Origin of the sequence: Pseudoalteromonas sp. D15MCD-2 (assembly GCF_038562745.1) — a bacterium.
In the GTDB taxonomy this organism is placed as follows: Bacteria; Pseudomonadota; Gammaproteobacteria; order Enterobacterales; family Alteromonadaceae; genus Pseudoalteromonas.
On sequence record NZ_JBCFQE010000001.1, the window covers coordinates 1521245 to 1539894 of the forward strand.

The 18650-nt window shown below is 41.0% G+C and carries 16 protein-coding genes; 4 read left to right on the forward strand and 12 right to left on the reverse strand.

Translation table 11 applies throughout. The features are described 5' to 3' along the window. Position 1 precedes the first annotated feature (1 nt). Positions 2 to 964, forward strand: coding sequence for a sensor domain-containing diguanylate cyclase (locus tag AADY36_RS06930; protein WP_054561730.1), 963 nt, complete (start codon positions 2 to 4; stop codon positions 962 to 964). 55 nt (positions 965 to 1019) lie between these two features. Here the strand turns inward: AADY36_RS06930 and AADY36_RS06935 are convergent, their stop codons facing one another. From AADY36_RS06935 to AADY36_RS06955, 5 genes are all read right to left on the reverse strand, one after another. Further along, complete coding sequence (locus AADY36_RS06935) at positions 1020 to 1901, reverse strand: universal stress protein (protein ID WP_342408739.1); 882 nt, start codon at positions 1899 to 1901, stop codon at positions 1020 to 1022. A gap of 6 nt (positions 1902 to 1907) precedes the next feature. Then, a complete protein-coding gene (locus AADY36_RS06940; protein ID WP_054561728.1) occupies positions 1908 to 3422 on the reverse strand; it encodes a SpoVR family protein in 1515 nt (504 codons plus the stop codon). A gap of 20 nt (positions 3423 to 3442) precedes the next feature. Next, on the reverse strand, positions 3443 to 4729 hold the full coding sequence (locus tag AADY36_RS06945) for a YeaH/YhbH family protein (RefSeq protein WP_054561727.1): 1287 nt from the start codon (positions 4727 to 4729) through the stop codon (positions 3443 to 3445). A gap of 26 nt (positions 4730 to 4755) precedes the next feature. Further along, entirely contained in the window at positions 4756 to 6678 is a 1923-nt protein-coding gene (locus tag AADY36_RS06950) for a PrkA family serine protein kinase (RefSeq protein ID WP_054551538.1), read from the reverse strand. A 239-nt stretch (positions 6679 to 6917) separates the two neighbouring features. After that, positions 6918 to 7499: a superoxide dismutase gene (locus AADY36_RS06955; protein WP_054551537.1), complete on the reverse strand. Its 582-nt coding sequence runs from the start codon at positions 7497 to 7499 to the stop codon at positions 6918 to 6920. 264 nt (positions 7500 to 7763) lie between these two features. Between AADY36_RS06955 and AADY36_RS06960 the strand changes: the two genes are divergently transcribed. Continuing rightward, positions 7764 to 8102 (forward strand): Grx4 family monothiol glutaredoxin, encoded by a 339-nt coding sequence (locus AADY36_RS06960; RefSeq protein WP_054551536.1) that lies wholly within the window; start codon positions 7764 to 7766, stop codon positions 8100 to 8102. 116 nt (positions 8103 to 8218) lie between these two features. Further along, positions 8219 to 9115 carry a hypothetical protein gene (locus AADY36_RS06965; protein WP_342408740.1) on the forward strand — a complete coding sequence of 299 codons (897 nt, stop codon included), beginning with the start codon at positions 8219 to 8221 and terminating at the stop codon, positions 9113 to 9115. A gap of 11 nt (positions 9116 to 9126) precedes the next feature. Here AADY36_RS06965 and nfi read toward each other — a convergent pair whose 3' ends face one another. After that, positions 9127 to 9795, reverse strand: a complete 669-nt coding sequence (gene nfi, locus AADY36_RS06970) for a deoxyribonuclease V (protein ID WP_054561725.1) — start codon at positions 9793 to 9795, stop codon at positions 9127 to 9129. 115 nt (positions 9796 to 9910) lie between these two features. Between nfi and AADY36_RS06975 the strand changes: the two genes are divergently transcribed. Then, entirely contained in the window at positions 9911 to 10831 is a 921-nt protein-coding gene (locus AADY36_RS06975; protein ID WP_054561724.1) for a hypothetical protein, read from the forward strand. Positions 10832 to 10946: 115 nt separating this feature from the next. On the opposite strand, the gene AADY36_RS06980 is transcribed toward AADY36_RS06975, so the two are convergent. The 6 genes from AADY36_RS06980 to AADY36_RS07005 form a co-directional block, all read right to left on the reverse strand. Next, positions 10947 to 12236, reverse strand: coding sequence for a sensor histidine kinase (locus tag AADY36_RS06980; protein ID WP_342408741.1), 1290 nt, complete (start codon positions 12234 to 12236; stop codon positions 10947 to 10949). Next, entirely contained in the window at positions 12236 to 13564 is a 1329-nt protein-coding gene (locus AADY36_RS06985; RefSeq protein ID WP_342408742.1) for a sigma-54-dependent transcriptional regulator, read from the reverse strand. The genes AADY36_RS06980 and AADY36_RS06985 overlap by 1 nt, the downstream gene beginning before the upstream one ends. Positions 13565 to 13645: 81 nt before the next feature. Beyond that, positions 13646 to 14851, reverse strand: coding sequence for an ABC transporter permease (locus tag AADY36_RS06990; RefSeq protein ID WP_342408743.1), 1206 nt, complete (start codon positions 14849 to 14851; stop codon positions 13646 to 13648). A gap of 11 nt (positions 14852 to 14862) precedes the next feature. After that, complete coding sequence (locus tag AADY36_RS06995; RefSeq protein ID WP_054561720.1) at positions 14863 to 16176, reverse strand: ABC transporter permease; 1314 nt, start codon at positions 16174 to 16176, stop codon at positions 14863 to 14865. 2 nt (positions 16177 to 16178) lie between these two features. Then, positions 16179 to 16886: an ABC transporter ATP-binding protein gene (locus tag AADY36_RS07000; protein WP_054551528.1), complete on the reverse strand. Its 708-nt coding sequence runs from the start codon at positions 16884 to 16886 to the stop codon at positions 16179 to 16181. 21 nt (positions 16887 to 16907) lie between these two features. Beyond that, a complete protein-coding gene (locus tag AADY36_RS07005) occupies positions 16908 to 18161 on the reverse strand; it encodes an efflux RND transporter periplasmic adaptor subunit (protein ID WP_054561719.1) in 1254 nt (417 codons plus the stop codon). Positions 18162 to 18650: the final 489 nt, after the last annotated feature.

Sequence of the window (18650 nt, forward strand, 5' to 3'; positions counted from 1 at the left end):
TATGCCTGCAGCCGATTTTAATATGAATGAACTCCATTGGTTAATGGATATGTTTAATACCGTTGATGTAGGCCTAGTGGTGCTCGATAGAGACTACAAAGTATGCATCTGGAATGGGTTTATGGAAAACCATTCCGGCTTATTGCCAAGCGCGGTAAAAGATAAAGACCTGTTTGACTTATTTCCATCAATCGATGAAAAATGGTTTCGCAGCAAATCTGAGTCTGTGTTCATTCTAAATAATCGCTCATTTACTATTTGGGAGCAGCAGCCGTATATTTTCCGTTTTAAAAATTACCGTCCAATTACCGGTAAAGCGGATCATATGTATCAAAATGCCACTTTTATTCCGCTGACGACGACCACAGGTGAAGTATCGCATATCTGTATCATTATCTATGATGTAACCGATGAAGCGGTGAATAAAAAAGAGCTAGAAGAAGCCAACAGTAAGCTTGAACAAATGAGCCGTACCGATGCACTTACTAAGCTTACTAACCGTGGTTATTGGGAAGAAAAGCTACGCAAAGAATATATGCGCATTGTGCGCAGTGGCGGATGTAGCAGTTTGTTGATGTTTGATATTGACCACTTTAAAAAGGTTAATGATGAGCATGGCCATCGTGGCGGTGATGAGGCACTGCGTCATATTGCAGACTTACTACGTAAAACTCTGCGTGAAACAGACTTAGCAGGTCGCTATGGTGGTGAAGAGTTTGCGGTAACATTGCTTGATACTGATCATGAAGGTGCACATATATTTGCTGAGCGACTAAGAACACTGATTGAGAACTCATCAATTTACTTTGATGGCAAACAAATTCAACTGACGGTCAGTATTGGTTTTGCTTGCTTTGACGAGAAGTTTGATCGCTACGAAAAATGGGTTGAAGCAGCCGATAAAGCTTTATATCACTCAAAAGAAAACGGCCGTAACAAGGTCACAGCTTATACAGATTTATAAACAAATAAGGGGCAAATAAGCCCCTTTTTGATATCTATTTGATTAAGTTTGCGGGTTAAACCCCAAGTGGTGGTAGAACAAGAATATCTGTTTTAAGTAGCTTCATGACTTTTTCGGCGGTATTACCAATTAAATGGCCTTTAATACCTGTATTACCTACCGAACCCATAATCACTAAGTCTGCATTTAATTTAGCTGCAACACTTGGGATCACTTGCTCAACGACACCGGCTTTGATTTTAAGTTTTTCTTTTAAGTCGTGGGCTTCGATTAAGGTACGCTGTGCTACGGGTAGCTTTTCAAAGGCGTTAATTACTTGCTCGTCTGAAAAGACAATGCCTAAATCACGTAAAAACGGCGATACATGTACGGTATAACAAGCGTAAAACTCGCTGTCGTAGTCTTTAGCATAGGCTAAGCCTGCTTTGATAATTGCTTCGTTTAAACAGTATTTAGTCGCCTTTTCGCTGCCTAAATCAAGGGCTGCCAGTACATTGGTATTGTTACGCCACTTGTTATCGGCGGCCAAATAAAGCGGTAGTGGACTAAAGCGAATAAGCTGCCAGTCTAGCTCTGTAAATTGCGTTTCTTCGTCGATGTGGCGAGTTTTAATCACCATTTCATAATCTGACGTATCAAGCTCATTGGCTAGCCACTGTACTGGGCTTTCATGCCACAGGGTTTGCAAAGTATAGCTACCATCATTTAAATGCTCACTGATAAGTGGACCAAGTGCTGCACGGACTTTAGCGAGCTCTTTGTCTTGAATAGCGAGCGCTTCATCAGGTGGAATAGAGAATAAAATGTTATTGGTGTCTTCGTAGCTAAAAGCAACAATATCAATATGCTTCACGCCTTTGGATTTTTGCTTTGCATGTAATATAGACGTTTTAGCATCGGCTGTAGAGTCGATGATCACCAGTATTTTTTTATTCATTTTTGGCTACTCTGTTGTGTGTCGGGTATCACTGCTTGGGCATTCACCCAATAATGAAACTTCACCTGTTGCGGTTTCTTGTTCCAGTTTTACCTTAAAGCCCCATAGCCTGTAAAGGTGTTTTAACACTTCATCTTTTGATTTAGCTAACGGAATATTGTTATGCGGTACATAACGCAGAGTAAGTGAACGATCTCCTCTAATATCAACATTATAGACTTGGATATTTGGTTCGTGATTACTTAGATTGTATTGTGCCGACAGAGTTTCACGAACCTGATGATAGCCCATTTCATCATGGATGGCACCGACATTGAGAGTCGGCTCTTTTTCATGATCAATAATGGTAAACAACTTAAAATCACGAATAATTTTTGGCGATAAAAACTGGCTAATAAAGCTCTCATCTTTAAAGTTTTGCATTGCAAAGTGCAGGGTTTCTAACCAATCACTGCCGGCATACTCCGGAAACCATTTCTTGTCTTCTTCTGTTGGGTTTTCGCAAATACGGCGAATATCAACCATCATGTTAAAGCCAAGAGCATAGGGGTTGATCCCTGAATAATAATTGCTGTTATAGGGCGGTTGATACACCACATTGGTGTGACTTTGTAAAAACTCAAGCATAAAGGCATCGGTGAGCTTACCTTCGTCGTACAGGTGGTTCAAAATGGTGTAATGCCAAAACGTAGCCCAGCCCTCATTCATCACTTGAGTTTGTTTTTGTGGGTAAAAATATTGCGAAATTTTACGCACAATACGAATTATTTCTCGTTGCCATGACTCAAGTAGTGGGGCATTTTTTTCTATGAAGTACAAAATGTTTTCTTGTGGCTCTTCTGGAAAACGACGCTCACGCTTTTTCGACTCTTGCTGCGAAGTAGGGATTGTGCGCCACAACTCGTTGACTTGCGATTGTAGGTAGTCTTCACGTTCTTGTTGGCGTTTTTGTTCTTCAAAAAGTGAAATACGTTGCGGGCGTTTGTAGCGGTCTACACCATAATTCATTAACGCATGGCATGAATCAATCAGGTTTTCGACCTCGGTAATACCGTATTTCTCTTCGCACTTGGCAATGTAATTTTTGGCAAATAATAAGTAATCGATAATTGAGCTGGCATCAGTCCAGGTTTTAAATAAGTAATTGCCTTTAAAAAAAGAGTTGTGACCATAGCAGGCGTGGGCCATTACCAAGGCTTGCATAGGCAGTGTGTTTTCTTCCATTAAATAGGCAATACACGGGTCTGAGTTAATAACTATTTCATAAGCAAGGCCCATTTGCCCACGCTTATAATTTTGCTCTGTTTGAATGAATTTTTTACCATACGACCAGTGGCTATAGCCAATCGGCATTCCCACACTCGAATAGGCATCCATCATTTGTTCAGCAGTGATCACCTCAATTTGATTTGGGTAGGTATCGAGTTTATAAATTTTCGCTACCCGTTCAATTTCAGTTTGATACTCTGTTAATAGATCAAATGTCCAATCAGGACCGTCGCTAATACGTTTATCGGCCATACTTTACCTCACTGGCAAGGCTATGCGGCGCCTTGCTGCTGACGATTCTTTTTAAATAATTCACGGAAAATAGGGTAAATGTCCTCAACGCCACGAATGTGCTGCATGGCAAAATTGTCGTGGGTTTGCACTATTGATTGATACTCTCGCCATAAACTTTGATGAGCACGAGCGGTAATTTCGATGTAGGCGTAATAGCGCACTGCCTTTAACAGTTTATTACGTAAAATTTCGCCACAGTTTGGCGAATCATCAGCCCAGTTATCACCATCAGAGGCTTGCGCTGCGTAAATATTCCACTCTTCAGGGTTATAACGTTCAGCGATTATTTCGTTCATCAGTTTTAATGCACTTGATACTATGGTGCCACCCGTTTCTTGAGAATAGAAAAACTCTTGCTCATCGACTTCTTTCGCTTGGGTATGATGACGAATATAGACAACCTCTATATTTTTGTAGCTACGAGTTAAAAATTGATAAAGCAGAATATAAAAGCGTTTTGCCATGTCTTTCGTTGCTTGATCCATCGAGCCAGACACATCCATTAAACAAAACATCACAGCTTTGCTTGTTGGGTGTGGTTGCTTTTCATAATTACGAAAACGTAAGTCGTAATTATCAATAAAAGGCACTGCTTTAATGCGGTTTTGCAACTCCTCAATTTGGCGTTCAAGTAAGGCAATTGCCGCCTTGTCTGGCTGCTGTTCAGCTTGTAGCAGAGCGAGCTGGCCTTCAAGCTCAGCAAGGTGACGTTTTTTGCCTGCAGTCATCGCCACTCTGCGAGCAAGCGAGCCTTGCAATGAGCGAACAATATCAATATTGCTTGGCATGCCGTCGTTACAAAAACCAGCGCGATGGGTTTTCATTTGCACCAGTTTATCGAGCTGGTTTTGTTGCAGGTTAGGCAGCTCAAGATCTTCGAACAATAAGTCTAAGTATTCATCTTTTGAAATAGAGAATACAAAGTCGTCTTGTCCTTCACCAGAGTCACTGGCTTCACCTTCGCCACTACCACCACCTTGACCGCCCCCTTGCGGGCGCTTGATTTTGTCGCCCGTAGAAAACTGGTCATTGCCTGGGTGGATCTGTTCACGGTCGCCACCACGTCCTTGATGAAAAATAGGCTCACTGATATCACGTTGCGGAATAGAGATACTCTCGCCGCTGGTGGTATCGGTTACACTGCGCTTATTAATGGCATCAGATACCGCTTCTTTAATCTGTTTTTTATAACGCCTGATGAACCGTTGACGATTCAAGGTACTTTTGTTTTTTCCATTCAGGCGTCGGTCAATAAAATGCGCCATAACAACCCCCTTAAAACAAACGTTTTTTACTGCGATTTCCTAACGCGTAAATACCATTCAGAAAGTAAACGTACTTGTTTTTGGGTATAGCCTTTCTCAACCATACGATTGACAAAGTCTTCGTGTTTTTTCTGATCTTCTGCAGAGGTTTTCGCATTGAAGGAAATAACCGGCAGCAGATCTTCGGTATTTGAGAACATTTTCTTCTCAATAACTGTGCGAAGTTTTTCGTAGCTGGTCCAAAGCGGATTCTTGCCTTGGTTGTGGGCACGCGCCCGCAGTACGAAATTAACTATCTCATTACGGAAATCTTTAGGGTTTGAAATACCCGCAGGTTTTTCAATCTTCTCAAGCTCTGCGTTAAGCGCAGCACGGTCAAATAACTGGCCAGTATCTGGGTCGCGGTATTCTTGATCTTGGATCCAGAAATCTGCATAAGTGACGTAGCGGTCAAAGATGTTTTGCCCATATTCTGAGTAAGATTCTAAATAGGCTGTTTGTAACTCTTTCCCGATAAACTCTACATACTGAGGAATGAGGTATCCTTTTAAGTGGCTTAAGTAACGCTCTTCAACATCGGCGGTAAATTGCTCTCGCTCAATTTGCTGTTCAAGAACATAGAATAAGTGCACTGGGTTGGCTGCCACTTCAGTGGTATCGAAGTTAAATACCCGCGATAGGATCTTGAACGCAAAGCGAGTAGAAAGCCCTGTCATGCCCTCATCAACACCCGCGTAATCGCGGTATTCTTGATACGACTTCGCCTTCGGATCGGTGTCTTTTAAGCTTTCGCCGTCATAGACCCGCATTTTTGAATAGATACTTGAGTTTTCAGGCTCTTTAATACGCGAAAGGGTGGTAAATTGTGCCAGTGTTTTTAATGTCCCCGGTGCACAAGGGGCATCATGTAATTCACTGTTTTCGAGTAGTTTATTGTAAATTTTAACTTCTTCAGATACACGTAAACAATAAGGCACTTTGACGATGTAAACACGGTCTAAAAATGCTTCATTGTTTTTGTTGTTCTTAAATGTTTGCCACTCAGATTCATTTGAGTGAGCTAAAATCATGCCATTGAACGGCAGGGCACTAATGCCTTCTGTGCCGTTGTAATTGCCTTCTTGCGTTGCTGTAAGTAGTGGGTGTAGCACCTTGATTGGCGCTTTAAACATTTCCACAAATTCCATTAAGCCTTGGTTTGCTAAACAAAGTGCACCTGAGTAGGCATACGCATCAGGGTCGTTCTGTGCAAAGTGCTCAAGCTGGCGAATATCTACCTTACCAACTAACGCTGAAATGTCTTGATTGTTTTCATCGCCGGGCTCAGTTTTCGCAATCGCAACTTGATTTAAAATAGATGGGAAGCGCTTAACCACTCTAAATTGGCTAATATCACCATTAAATTCACTTAAGCGTTTTGCGGCCCACGGTGACATCACCGTTTTTAAATAACGCGGTTTAATGCCGTATTCTTTTTCTAAAAGCTCTGCGTCTTCATTTGGGTCAAATAAGGCTAAAGGGTGGTCGTTAACAGGCGAACCTTTGATTGAGTAAATAGGTACCTGCTGCATTAAGTATTTTAGCTTTTCAGCAATGGATGATTTACCGCCACCTACTGGGCCAAGTAAATACAGTACTTGCTTACATTCTTCTAAGCCTTGCGCAGCATGTTTTAAATAAGAGACGATTTGCTCAATGGCATCTTCCATACCATAAAAATCGTGAAATGCAGGGTAGCGTGCGACTACGCGATTAGAAAACAGCCTGCTTAAGCGCGCATCGGTTGAAGTGTCGATAATCTCCGGCTCACCGATGGCCATTAATAGCCGCTCAGGTGCGCTGGCATAAGCTGATTTATCCTTCTTACAGATCTCGAGAAATTCCTCAATACTGTATTCTTCTTCTTGCGCTGCTTCGTATCGTGATTGGTAATGCTCAAAAATACTCATAGAGACCTCCGAAAACCCGCTAAAATGACGTGTAATTAGATTAAGAGAAAAGCAAAGGCTAATTAAAGCTTAGTCACGATTTTGAATTTTTGCGCAAGAAAATTAAGAATTTAATTGAAAAAAGCTCATCTTGATTACGCTTTTTGGCTGAGGGCTTGGCTGCGACTTAGAAGGGGCGTGCACTGGCAATAAAAAAGACGCCGAAGCGTCTTTTTTTGATTACTGCTAGTAACAGAAGATTAAGCGAAGTTAGCGTTCGCGAAGTCCCAGTTAACTAATGCCCAGAAACCTTTTAGGTAATCTGGACGAACGTTACGGTAATCGATGTAGTAAGCGTGTTCCCAAAGATCCACAGTTAGGATTGGAGTAACACCTTCATCAGTTAAAGGCGTTGCAGCATTTGATGTGTTAACGATATCAAGTGTGCCGTCAGCTAGTTTAACTAACCAAGTCCAGCTTGAACCGAAGTTGTTTACTGCTTTGTCGTTTAACGCTTCTTTGAATGCGTCGAAAGAACCCCATTTAGCGTTGATCGCGTCAGCGATTGCGCCTGTAGGCTCGCCACCGCCGTTTGGAGATAGGCTGTTCCAGTAGAACGTGTGGTTCCAGATTTGTGCAGCATTGTTAAATACGCCACCTTCTGAAGAACATACGATTTCTTCTAGAGATTTGTTTTCGAATTCTGTGCCTGGGATCAGACCGTTTAATTTCACAACGTAAGTGTTGTGGTGTTTACCGTGGTGAAACTCTAGAGTCTCTTTTGAAATATGTGGCTCTAATGCATCGATTGCGTATGGTAGTGACGGTAGTTCAAATGCCATTTTTTATCTCCATCTTCTTGGTTGATAGTCCACTCAGTTATAGGTAATAGCAAGGTAAACAGCGTACTTCCCTATACCAAGTGGTATTATAGTGTTACTATAATTGTTGAGTATTTTACTCAAGTTTTAGCAAACAGCAATGCTATTGCTAAAGACTATTTAAAATTGTGGCTACGAATGCCGATTTTAAGTTATATATCTGAGGCCACAGTGAAACTTTTTCAAGGCCAATGTAGTAAGCCAATGTCTTTTTTGAGGTTGTAAATGGAAACCATCGATAAAATTAAACAGCAAATTTCTGAAAATCCTATCCTTCTTTACATGAAAGGATCACCAAAGTTACCTAACTGTGGTTTTTCTTCACAAGCATCACAAGCACTTATGGCGTGTGGTGAGCAGTTTGCTTACGTTGACATTCTACTTAACCCAGATATCCGTGCAGAGTTACCTGCATACGCAAACTGGCCAACATTCCCACAACTATGGGTAGAAGGCGAGCTTATCGGTGGTTGTGACATTATCATCGAAATGTTTCAACGTGGTGAATTACAGCCACTAATCACTGAAACAGCTGCAAAGTACAAAGAAAAAGACGCTGAATAATTATATTTAGTGTAGAAAGAAGCCGCTGATTGCGGCTTTTTTTATACCAATTTGCTTAGTTAAGTACAGCTTAAAAATAAAATGCATGTTCAATTTTCTGCTGGGTTGATTATTAAATGAAATGTGAAGCTCCACCACTTGTTGTGTCTGATGCGCTAGTAAAACAGGAAAGTTCCTACTTTTTCAAAGGGGTGCCTTTTACGGGGGTTGCGATTTTCACTGAAAGCGGGGTTGTTGTTAGCAAAAAGCAATTTTTTAATGGCGAAATATTAGGAGATTACAATTTTCCTTATATCGATATTAAAGGGCTTGAGTTATTAGATAGTATCATTGATGAAAAATGGGATGGAAACTTACAGCTTTTTCATGAAGGTAAGCCTTTTAATGGTGTTGTTTATGAGATTGCTTATGACTGGGTGTGTGATGTACGTTGTATCATTGAAGGGTGGGAATTAGATGGTTTGTCTCAACATTTTCAAAAGCATGATTGTTACTCTGAATTAATTTATGGCGCTGGTCCTATTCAGTATGAATATATATGGAATGAGCCTTCAGTGTTGTCTTATTACAAAGTGAAGGTTCAAGCTGGGGATAAAAGAAGTTTAAAGTTATCATTTAATAAAGATAATAAGCTTCGTGGTATATATATCTATAAGAGTATTGACGATATCTTTTCTTTGAATGCTAAGGTTGATGACTCACCGCTAAAAATCACGAGTTTTAGCGATATAAAAAAATTGCTTTCTGATAATGTTATAGAGCTTAGCTTACAAGACGTAACGGATGTAAAATTTACAGAATTATTGCCGTCGCTGTTAGAGTTCCCAGTTAATACGCTTTTAGTTTCAAATATTAGCTGGGGTGTTTTATACGAGCTGAAAAAACATGCTTGGCTGGAGCTAGAAGAACTAAGCTTTCACCATTTAGTTAATTTAACATTAGATGAGGTCATTTCTTTTCGAAATGATAATTTTCAGAAGGTAAAAATATTATACAAACTTAAGCTTTATTAATGAGTTAAGATTTATGTTTTTTCATAAGTCTTTTCTCTATGTTCTTTTAAAGTTTTATTTACCAGTTGATCAGCTTGACGTGTTGTCTCGGGAAGTCTGTATTTAGGCGTTAGCTTGAGAACCCACTCAACTGCTGTATCTAAAGATACTTTATGGCCAATAGATACATAAACAGGTTTAATGTTATCTTGTGTGCGTAACACTTTGCCAATAACTTCGTCGTTATCTAATAAATCTGCCGTTGCGCCGCGGTGTTCTGCAAGTTTATTAAACTCGCCTAATAACTTGGTTTTTCCGCAACCTATGGTGGGGATATCTAATATGACACCCAAGTGGCAAGCAAGACCAAAACGCCGTGGATGTGCAAGGCCATGGCCATCGCAAACAATTAAATCAGGTGTTATGGCCAGTTTGTTATATGCATTTAAAAGCGGTGGCACTTCACGAAATGAAAATAGCCCTGGTATATAAGGAAAGCTGATGGGCTCAATACTAGTTTGTACTTCAAGTACTTTTAATGTATCAGCATTCAGTACCGCAATTGCGCCAACAACTTCAGATGATTGTTCGTTATAAGCAACATCGACACCAGCAATTGTCTTAACACACTGCTTTTCATCGGATGCTCTTACTTTTTTAGAGAGCGACAGCTGTGCTTCTCTTAAACTATTGATATCCATAAAATCTTAAAAATTCTAAGTATAATGTGAGATTTTATCATAATTAAAAAATGCTAGTTGTATGAAAAAAATAAAGTTTATTATTACTCCTCAAAAAAGCAGGTACATGTAAATAATGAATAAAAACTTAGAAAAATTTTTACGAAAGCGTAAGCGTGCAATCAAAGGCCCGGAAAAGTATAAAAATATTTTTGAGGATAATATTGTTAGAATTACTCACTATATTGAGCATGGTAAAACCCAGGGAGAAGAGTTTTCTAATGAGCGATTACCTTTTGCTCCTTGGGAAAAGCTTAATATTGAACTGTCAGGCCAATGTAAAATTTACGAAAATATTGCACAGGCTAGTTTAGTTAAGGACAGCGTGATTGATGCAGAGCACTTAAGTTATTATTTAAATTATGGATACTATGAATTAGCAATTGCGCATATAAAGCAAAAACGCTGTTTTATTCGTTTTGGAGTTGAAAACGAAGGAGTTATTTCACCTGGCAGTGTATTTCAATTAGCTACAGCTGTTTTATTACATCAGTATGATTATGCTCGGCAATTTTATAGATTATTCGAAAACGGTTATATGAAAAACTGGATAAACCGCTCAAAAAGTCATATTGGTGATTTTATCATCTTGTTGTTTGATAGGGCGAAAGGTGATAATACCCTAAAGCCGATTGTAGATGACTTTGCTTATCAAGCTATTTTAGATAACTGGGATAGTACAGACTTAACAAAAGTTACCGCTTATCTAAATCAGTTATGTGATGATCAAGTCGCTCAGGTTGCATCACCACCGAGTAAGATGTTTTTTGAGTTCGATAATATGAACTGGCAATTTACACCTTATGCTGCACTTATGCTGCTAACGCTAAGAGCACAACATGGCCTTGAAAACCCTGATTTTGATCACCCAGGTTTTGGCAATGTTACTTCTTTACTACTAACTCAGCCTGTAGCCCCTCAAAAAGATGAGGTGCTTGAACAACTCGTTGCCAAGTTACATGAGCAAGGTTTCAACGAAAAGGCTTTACTAGCATAGAGGTTTAAATAAGTGGTAATTTAATCAGTATGATACGGCTTAGCATTGCAAAAGCTCATATTATGTTACGGGTTTCTTTGTTAATCATGATCCATATCGAATGTGTTAAAGGCTATTAGGGCAGCATAACATGGACGCTTAATCCACCTTGCTCGCGGTTATGTAAGCTGATTTGCCCGTGGTGTGCTTCAACTATTTCCCTGCAAAGTGCTAACCCTAAGCCACTACCTGTTGCTTTGGTTGAGTAAAAGGGAATAAGTGCGTTCGCCATTACAGCTTCACTCATACCTTTGCCTTTATCACTCACCGTGATGTGTGTGCCACTTGCTTCTTGTTGCACTGTTAAGCTGACATCTTCGGGGTTTGACCCTGACTCATAGGCATTTTTTAATAGGTTTATAAGTAACTGTTCGAGCTGAGTGTGATCAGCATCAGTTGTCACTCGCTCATCAAGTGAGACCTCGACCTGCCACTGACTTTTTAATTGCTCAATCAGCGTCGGCCAGTTAATCGTTGATAGTTGAGGGGTGGGTAACTTGGCAAATTTACCATAGCCTTGCACAAACTCATTAAGGTGTTTTATGCGTTCTCCAATGGTGGTAAATACCCGTTTTAAGCGTGGCTCGTCAACTTCTTTTGTTAAAAGTTGCGCGCTATGAAGCATAGACGACATTGGTCCAAGGGAGTTGTTAAGCTCATGGCTAATAATACGAATAACTTTTTTCCAAACCTCTACTTCTTGGCGGCTTAGTTCACGGGTCAGTTGTTTAAAAACATACAGTTGGTGAAACTGATTATTAAGTAATAATCGACCTGTTGCCATATGCCAAGTTTGTGATTCTTGATCTGCTTTGTCGAGGGTAAATAAGCCATCAACGCCTTTGTGAATGGCACGCGTTAATTGCTCGCAGCTTGAATCTAATAAATGTTCAAGCTTGGCGCCTTCAAGGGCTGATTTAGCATCGAGTAAACTGCGAGCACTGTGGTTGCTATACACAATAAAGCCTTGGTCGTTAGTCAAAAGTACAGCTTGTGGCGAGCTTTGCAGTACTTTGTCGAGCATTAGCTCACGCTGATAAATCCATTGCTTTTCTTGGCGAAGCTGTTTTGCGGTTTGGTTATAAAGCCGGCATAAATCACCTAGCTCATCACTGCCATCATAGGCTAATAATGTGGCCAGCTCACCATCTTTAAAATTAAGCAGCCCGGTTTCGAGCGAGTTCATGCCATCAATGAGCGGAGCTGATAATTGCGCGGCAAAAAATCCGCTGATCAAGGTGCAAGCACTCAGGGCAAATAGGCTGTAAAGCAAGCTTATGCCCGCAAAATAACAAACCAATATAAGCGGCAATGCAGGCGCTGCAATACACAAAGTGATGATTTTATATCGAAACGAAAAACGCATTAGTATTCAATCTTAAATTTATCAAGCCTGCGATAAAGCGCTTGGCGGCTTAAGCCAAAATGGCGAGCCACTTTAGCAATCACACCTTTGTATTCGCGCATGGCAAGCTCAATCTCTTGTTTGTTAGGCTCTGCTCTTGTTTGTGTTGGGCTGTTTGTTTCAACTTGTAAGCCAAAATCAGCAAGCTCAATCACCCCTGTGGGTTTTAAAACTGCAGCACGTTTACAGGCATTTTCAAGCTCACGAACATTACCCGGCCAACTATGGGCGAGCAGGGCTTTTTCTGTACTTAGCGACAGTGTGCGCTCAGGTAAAAAGTGTGCGACTAAAGCTAAAATATCATCTGGGCGATGGGCAAGGCTTGGTAAATTTAACTCAATCACATTTAAGCGGTAGTAAAGGTCTTCTCGAAATTGACCTGTTTTAATTGCATGGCTTAAATCTTCATTGGTAGCTGAAATCACCCGCACATTCACTTTACGAGTTTGTGTTGAACCTAAACGTTCAAATTCACCGGTTTGTAAAATGCGTAATAATTTCATTTGCCCAGAAAGTGGTAAGTTACCAATTTCGTCTAAAAATAGGGTGCCACCATCGGCCGCTTCAAAACGACCAATACGCTGTTTAGTAATACCGGTGTAGGCGCCCGCTTCGGCACCAAATAATTCAGCCTCAATAAGCTCGCTTGGCAAAGCACCCGCATTAACAGTGATAAAGGGTTTATCAGCTAATAATGAATTAGCCTGTATTATTTGCGCAATTCGCTCTTTACCACTGCCGTTGGGGCCTGTGATCAGCACTGAAATATCCGATTTAGCCACTTGAACCGCAAGATTAACAATGTGCTCCATAGCGGTACTTTTATAAACCAAGCCCACCAAATTTGCTTGTTGCACAGATGCGTCACGCTCTTGCTGGTGGCGTGTAAAGGTTTCGTTTTGCTGTTTTGCTTTACCTAGCTCGATTAGGTTATTTACACAAGTAAGTAGCTTGGCATCGTCCCATGGTTTTGGTAAATAATCAGCAGCCCCTGCTTTGACAAGTTCAACGGCAGTAGAAAGCTCTGTCCATGCGGTGATCAAAATAATCGGTAGGTGAGGATTTATGTCTCGTAAGGCATAAAAAAGTTCTTTGCCTTCTTCGCCGGAAGTGGTGTCGGCGGTAAAGTTCATGTCTTGAATAACAAGCGCAATACGTTGGTATTGTACGGCTTGAATTGCCTCAAACGGGTTACTTGCTGTAACAACATCAAAACCGTGAATTTCGAGTAATAACGACAATGCATCCAAAATGGCTGGGTTATCGTCGACGATCAGTATTTTTTCCATATTATTGTTTTAGTTATTTTCCTAATAAGGGTGCAAGATGAATGCTACACTGTTAATCCAGTGTAGCATAGGTTGGAAGAACTAAATTGTTCGAGTTGCAATGCTCGGTGAGATATTCGCAGCCCGTTTTGCTGGAGCAAGTACTGCTAATAAACTCATAACGAACACTGACAGCGCAGTAGCAAGCACGTAGCTAATATCAAGCTGAGCAATTGAAAAGTGCTGCATGAGCAACTGGCCTAAATACACGGCAGCAATCACACCAATCACTAAACCAACTATACATATCATGGCGTTTTCAACTAAAAAGTAGCTGATGATGGCCGATTTTCTGGCCCCTAAAGCGCGGCGAGTACCTATTTGTTTAGTACGCTTGCTAATATTGAACAGCGTTAGGCCGAAAATACCCAGGGCCGTCACCAACACTAAAATAGTAATAAGTACAATCAGCATGCGCATCATTAATGTATCTTCAGCCATGTATGACTCTTTATCGTCATCTAAGCCACGAATGCGAGAAATAACACGTTTGTTGTAGTTTTTCAGCATGGCTTCTTCAACACGGTTCATGACCGATTGACGTTGACCAGGCTCTGTTCTAACCACAAAGCGTGCATTTGTACCAGGCTTAATAAAAGGCAGCAGTGCTACGTTATCTGGGCGGCTGTCTTTAAGCCATGGGCCCTTCATAAGATCAATTACACCAATTATTTTCATTGGAATATCACCAAAATAGACTGTTTGGCCTAAACCATTGCCGTCAGGGAACAGCTCATCGAGTAGAGTTTTAGTGACAACGGTTACTTTTGAAAGCTCATCATAGTTATCGGTGACGATCACTTCGTCTTCGGTGTAGTTACGCCCAGCAACGAGTTTAACGCCATAGGTATTGATACCATGCTCATCGATAAACATGTATGAAGTACGGGCTGATTTACTCTCTTCAGGTGCTGGTTTTAAGCTAAAATCTGACGAAGAACCACTGCCCGAAAGCGGTGTGTTACTCGAATAAGCAGCATCGACTACCCCAGGTATTTGACGAAGCATGGCTTCATCAAGCTCATATTGCTGAGACGGTGACACATCTTTGCCAAACATCATGACATTAAAAACGAAAATGTCTTGTTCAGGGTAGCCGGTTTCTTGGCTTAAATAGCTAACTCTGTCTTGGATAATAAACGCCGCATTACTAACAATGGCAGTGGTGATGGCAATTTGGATCAGTAATAAAATGGCGCCAACTTTTGAGCGGCATAAGGCGTGAAAGATAGGTTTAATTTCTAACATGGGTGTCTTCCTTATTGGCTCTTAAGATAAATAGCAGGGTTGGTTTTACATACCAGCCAAGCAGGGTATAGACCCGCTATCACACAGGTGCTAATTGCAATCACCGGTGCGCTAAGTAGCATGGTTAAGTCCATTGTGGCTAAGCTTTGATAGTAGCTATAGCTTTGACGTACGCCTAACAAACCTACTTGCGCCAATATAATACCCAAGATGCCACCTAAGAAACCTAACATCGCTACCTCAACAATATGTTGAAAGAATATTTGACGTTTACTGGCACCTAATGCACGGCGCACACCGACTTCAGGAGCACGGCGTAAGAATTTCGCTAGTAATAAACCTAAAATGTTGGCAAGGCATACCGCTAAAAACATAAAGCTAAGGCCAACCAGAATTTCGTTGTCTTCGCTAACGACATTGTTGTACTGCATCCACTCATTTACATCGCGTAAGGTGGCAGTTAATTTTTCACGGTTAAAACGACCTAGCTTTTGTTGCTCTTGCATATAGGCCATTAAAAAGTCTTGGTAAGCTTGCTTTTCTGCAGGAGTTTTTAGTTCAACCCAAAATTGTAACCACACCATTTCTGAATTGAGCTTATCGTTAAAGGTATTGGTTTTTTCGTGCTTCCAACCATTAGTATTACCCCAGTTTTCAAGCTCTCGGGCTTTCATTAGGCTAAATGGTAAAAATAGTTGCTCGGTCTTATTAAATGCACCGTTGTTCAGATCATAATATTTGGTGGTGATATCCCAATCATCAATCACGCCAATAACTTCGTAGCTGGCATCATCAAGGTACACCATTTTGCCTACTGGGTTTTCACCAGCAAAGAGCTTGTCGTTTAATTCTTTATTGATCACTACAACAGGTGCTGCATCGGCTTCTTGTTGCGCGCTCCAAACCCCACCGTAAATAAACGATAGGTTAAACATCTCGAAAAAATCAGGCGTGGTTAGGCGTGCTTGACCAATAAATGGTTTTACTTTGTCTGAGTCTAAATAAACCGAAAAACCCGTTCTAACCATAGTGACACGTTTACCACCTGCTTTGGCCTGATTAAGGTTAACAGCATCTTGATAGGTTAATTGCAGTGGCATATTATCTACTGTCCACCACGTACGGCCTTCATCCATGGTTTGTAACTGCACAGAATAAAGGTCACTACTTTTTTCAGGAATAGGGTCTGCCGACATCATGTGATACACAGATAAACTGGTCATGGTTACGCCAATACCAATAGCAATGGCCAATACCATTAAAAAGCTCACAAGTGGCGTGCGCTTAAAGCTGCGCCAGCTCAAATCTAAATAATGAAGGAACATGGTTACACTCCAGCCGCTTTAAGGTTTTGAGTGCCTTGATACAAGGTGAAGTCAGCTAGTTGGCCATCAACAACTTGGATGTTACGTGGTGCTCTGCGGGCAAGCTCTGGATCATGGGTAACCATGATGATAGTTGCGCCATCACGGTTGATTTGCTCAAGTAGCTCCATCACTTGACGCGCCATTAAACTATCTAAATTACCAGTTGGCTCATCGGCAAGTAAAAAACGCGGTTCACCAGCAAGGGCTCTGGCAATGGCCACACGTTGTTGTTGGCCACCAGAAAGTTGTTGCGGTAAGTGCTTAGCGCGTGATGCTAAACCAACTTGCTCTAGGCATTGCTCAATACGGCGCTTACGCTCGGCGGCCTTAATACCACGATAACGCAGTGGTACTTCAATATTTTCATAGAGGTTCAAATCTGGAATTAGGTTGAATCCTTGGAAAATAAAACCAATTTTTTGATTACGTAAGTCAGCACGCTGGTTGTCGTTGAGCTTACCCACATCAATACCGTCTAACATGTATTGGCCTTCGCTAAATGGTTCTAACATACCGGCGATGTTTAAAAATGTGGTTTTACCTGAGCCACTTGGGCCCGTTACGGCAATAAATTCACCTTCTTCAACTTGTAGATTAAAGTCGCGAAGGGCATGCGTTTGTACCATATCTGTTTGATACACTTTGCTGATGTTGTTCATTGTAAGCATGTTGATTATTCCTTTTATTTGTTAGCGTAAAACCAGTGTGGGTGCTTTTTTAAAGCGATCGTAGTTTGAGATAATTAACTTATCGCCAGGCTCTACACCTTCAATTATCTCGACAGCATTGATACTGCTTGCACCGGTTTTTATATCGATTAAATAAGCCATGTCACCATCAACTTTATAAGCATAGGTGCCACCTTGTTGTAAGAATGCGCCGCGTTTCACTTGCAATACATCGTCGCGATTCTCTAGTAAAATACGTGCGGTTAAGCGTTGGTTTTGGCGAATGCCAGAAATCTCATTGTCAAAGCGTACGCGGGTTGTGACCTCGCGATTATTTACTTCAGGTGATATAGCCGATAGCGTGCCTGTGACATGACGAGCACCTAAAGTAAGCTCAACTTGCATACCAAGACCCAGCTCATTGGCGTAGCTTTCTGGTACTTGCAGTTCTGCTTCAAAGTTACTTAAATCGACCAATGTCATTAATGGTTGGCTTTGTGTGACCGCTTCTTTTTGTTGCACTAATAAGTTACCCACAATGCCGCTTACACTCGCGGTAATAGTGAGTTCATTTACTTGTCTGAGTAAGTCATCCACAATTAGTTGTTGACGTGCCAGATCACGCTCTGCTGCTTTTAGCTCAAATGCGAGGGTATCTTTAGCTAAGCTGACTTCTTGCTCGGCGTGCTTATATGAAAGCTTGGCACGGGCTAAGTCATCAACGGCTTTTTCTAAATCTATTTGGCTAATTAAATGTTTCTCGATAGAGATTTTAGCTCGGCGGTTTTCTCTATCTGCGGCATTTAACTCAACTTGCGCTAAATCTAGCGCTTTAGTCAGGCTTAGTTTTTGTCTGCGCGCTTCAAGTTGTTTTCGTTGTAACTCGCCTTCTAATCGCGCTAATACTGATTGTTGCTGTTTTAGTTCGTTAGTCAGCTCAGGGCTGGTTACGGTTGCGATCACTTCATTTACTTCAACGCTATCACCGGCTTTTACTTTTAAATCGACAAAGCCGCGTTCTGGGCTGTAAACCTTTGGCGCATTAGCTGCAACGATTTTACCGCTCGCTGCCACATCTCTAGTAAGTGTCTTTTGGCTTACTTCACTAATTTGTAGGCTTGCTGCATCAACCGAAATGCTGCCATCGTTACTGGCAAACAATGCTTGAAAGCCGAGCGAACCAACAAGTATTACACCTGCAGCTATTATAAGTGGCTTTTTAATGGTGTTTTTCTTAGCCACGGTAATATCTTGGGCACTGGTATCCTTAATCATCATAACTCCTTACGATTCTCAAAACACACAATCATGAAGCCAACGGCAAGCATGGTAAGTGGAGAAGCCATAAACAAACTGATAGTGAACATTTTGAAATCCTCAATTTCGCTGATGTCTTATCTATACCAGTAGCATGCCAATTTTTAATATATTGATTTTTAATGATTTTATTTTTGAAGAATGGATTGATGTCTGTCCGCGGACAGAAAAAGTGTCCGCAGCGGACACTTTTAGATTGCTTATTGTTGACGCAAGGGTAAAGAAACTCGGTCATTGCGACTAAGGTAGTCTGCTCAGATACATAGTTTGTAACTATGCTAAAGCCAAGAGTAAATAATGATGCAGTTAGGCTAGGCGACACCCCGTAAAAAACTGCATTGATATTCATAATGTGAATAATTATTCAAAATAAAGCGCAGTTTACGTTAACGTAAAGCGGCGGGTTTTTAGATTGTTTTTTTACAAGTTGTTAAATTTGACACCAGT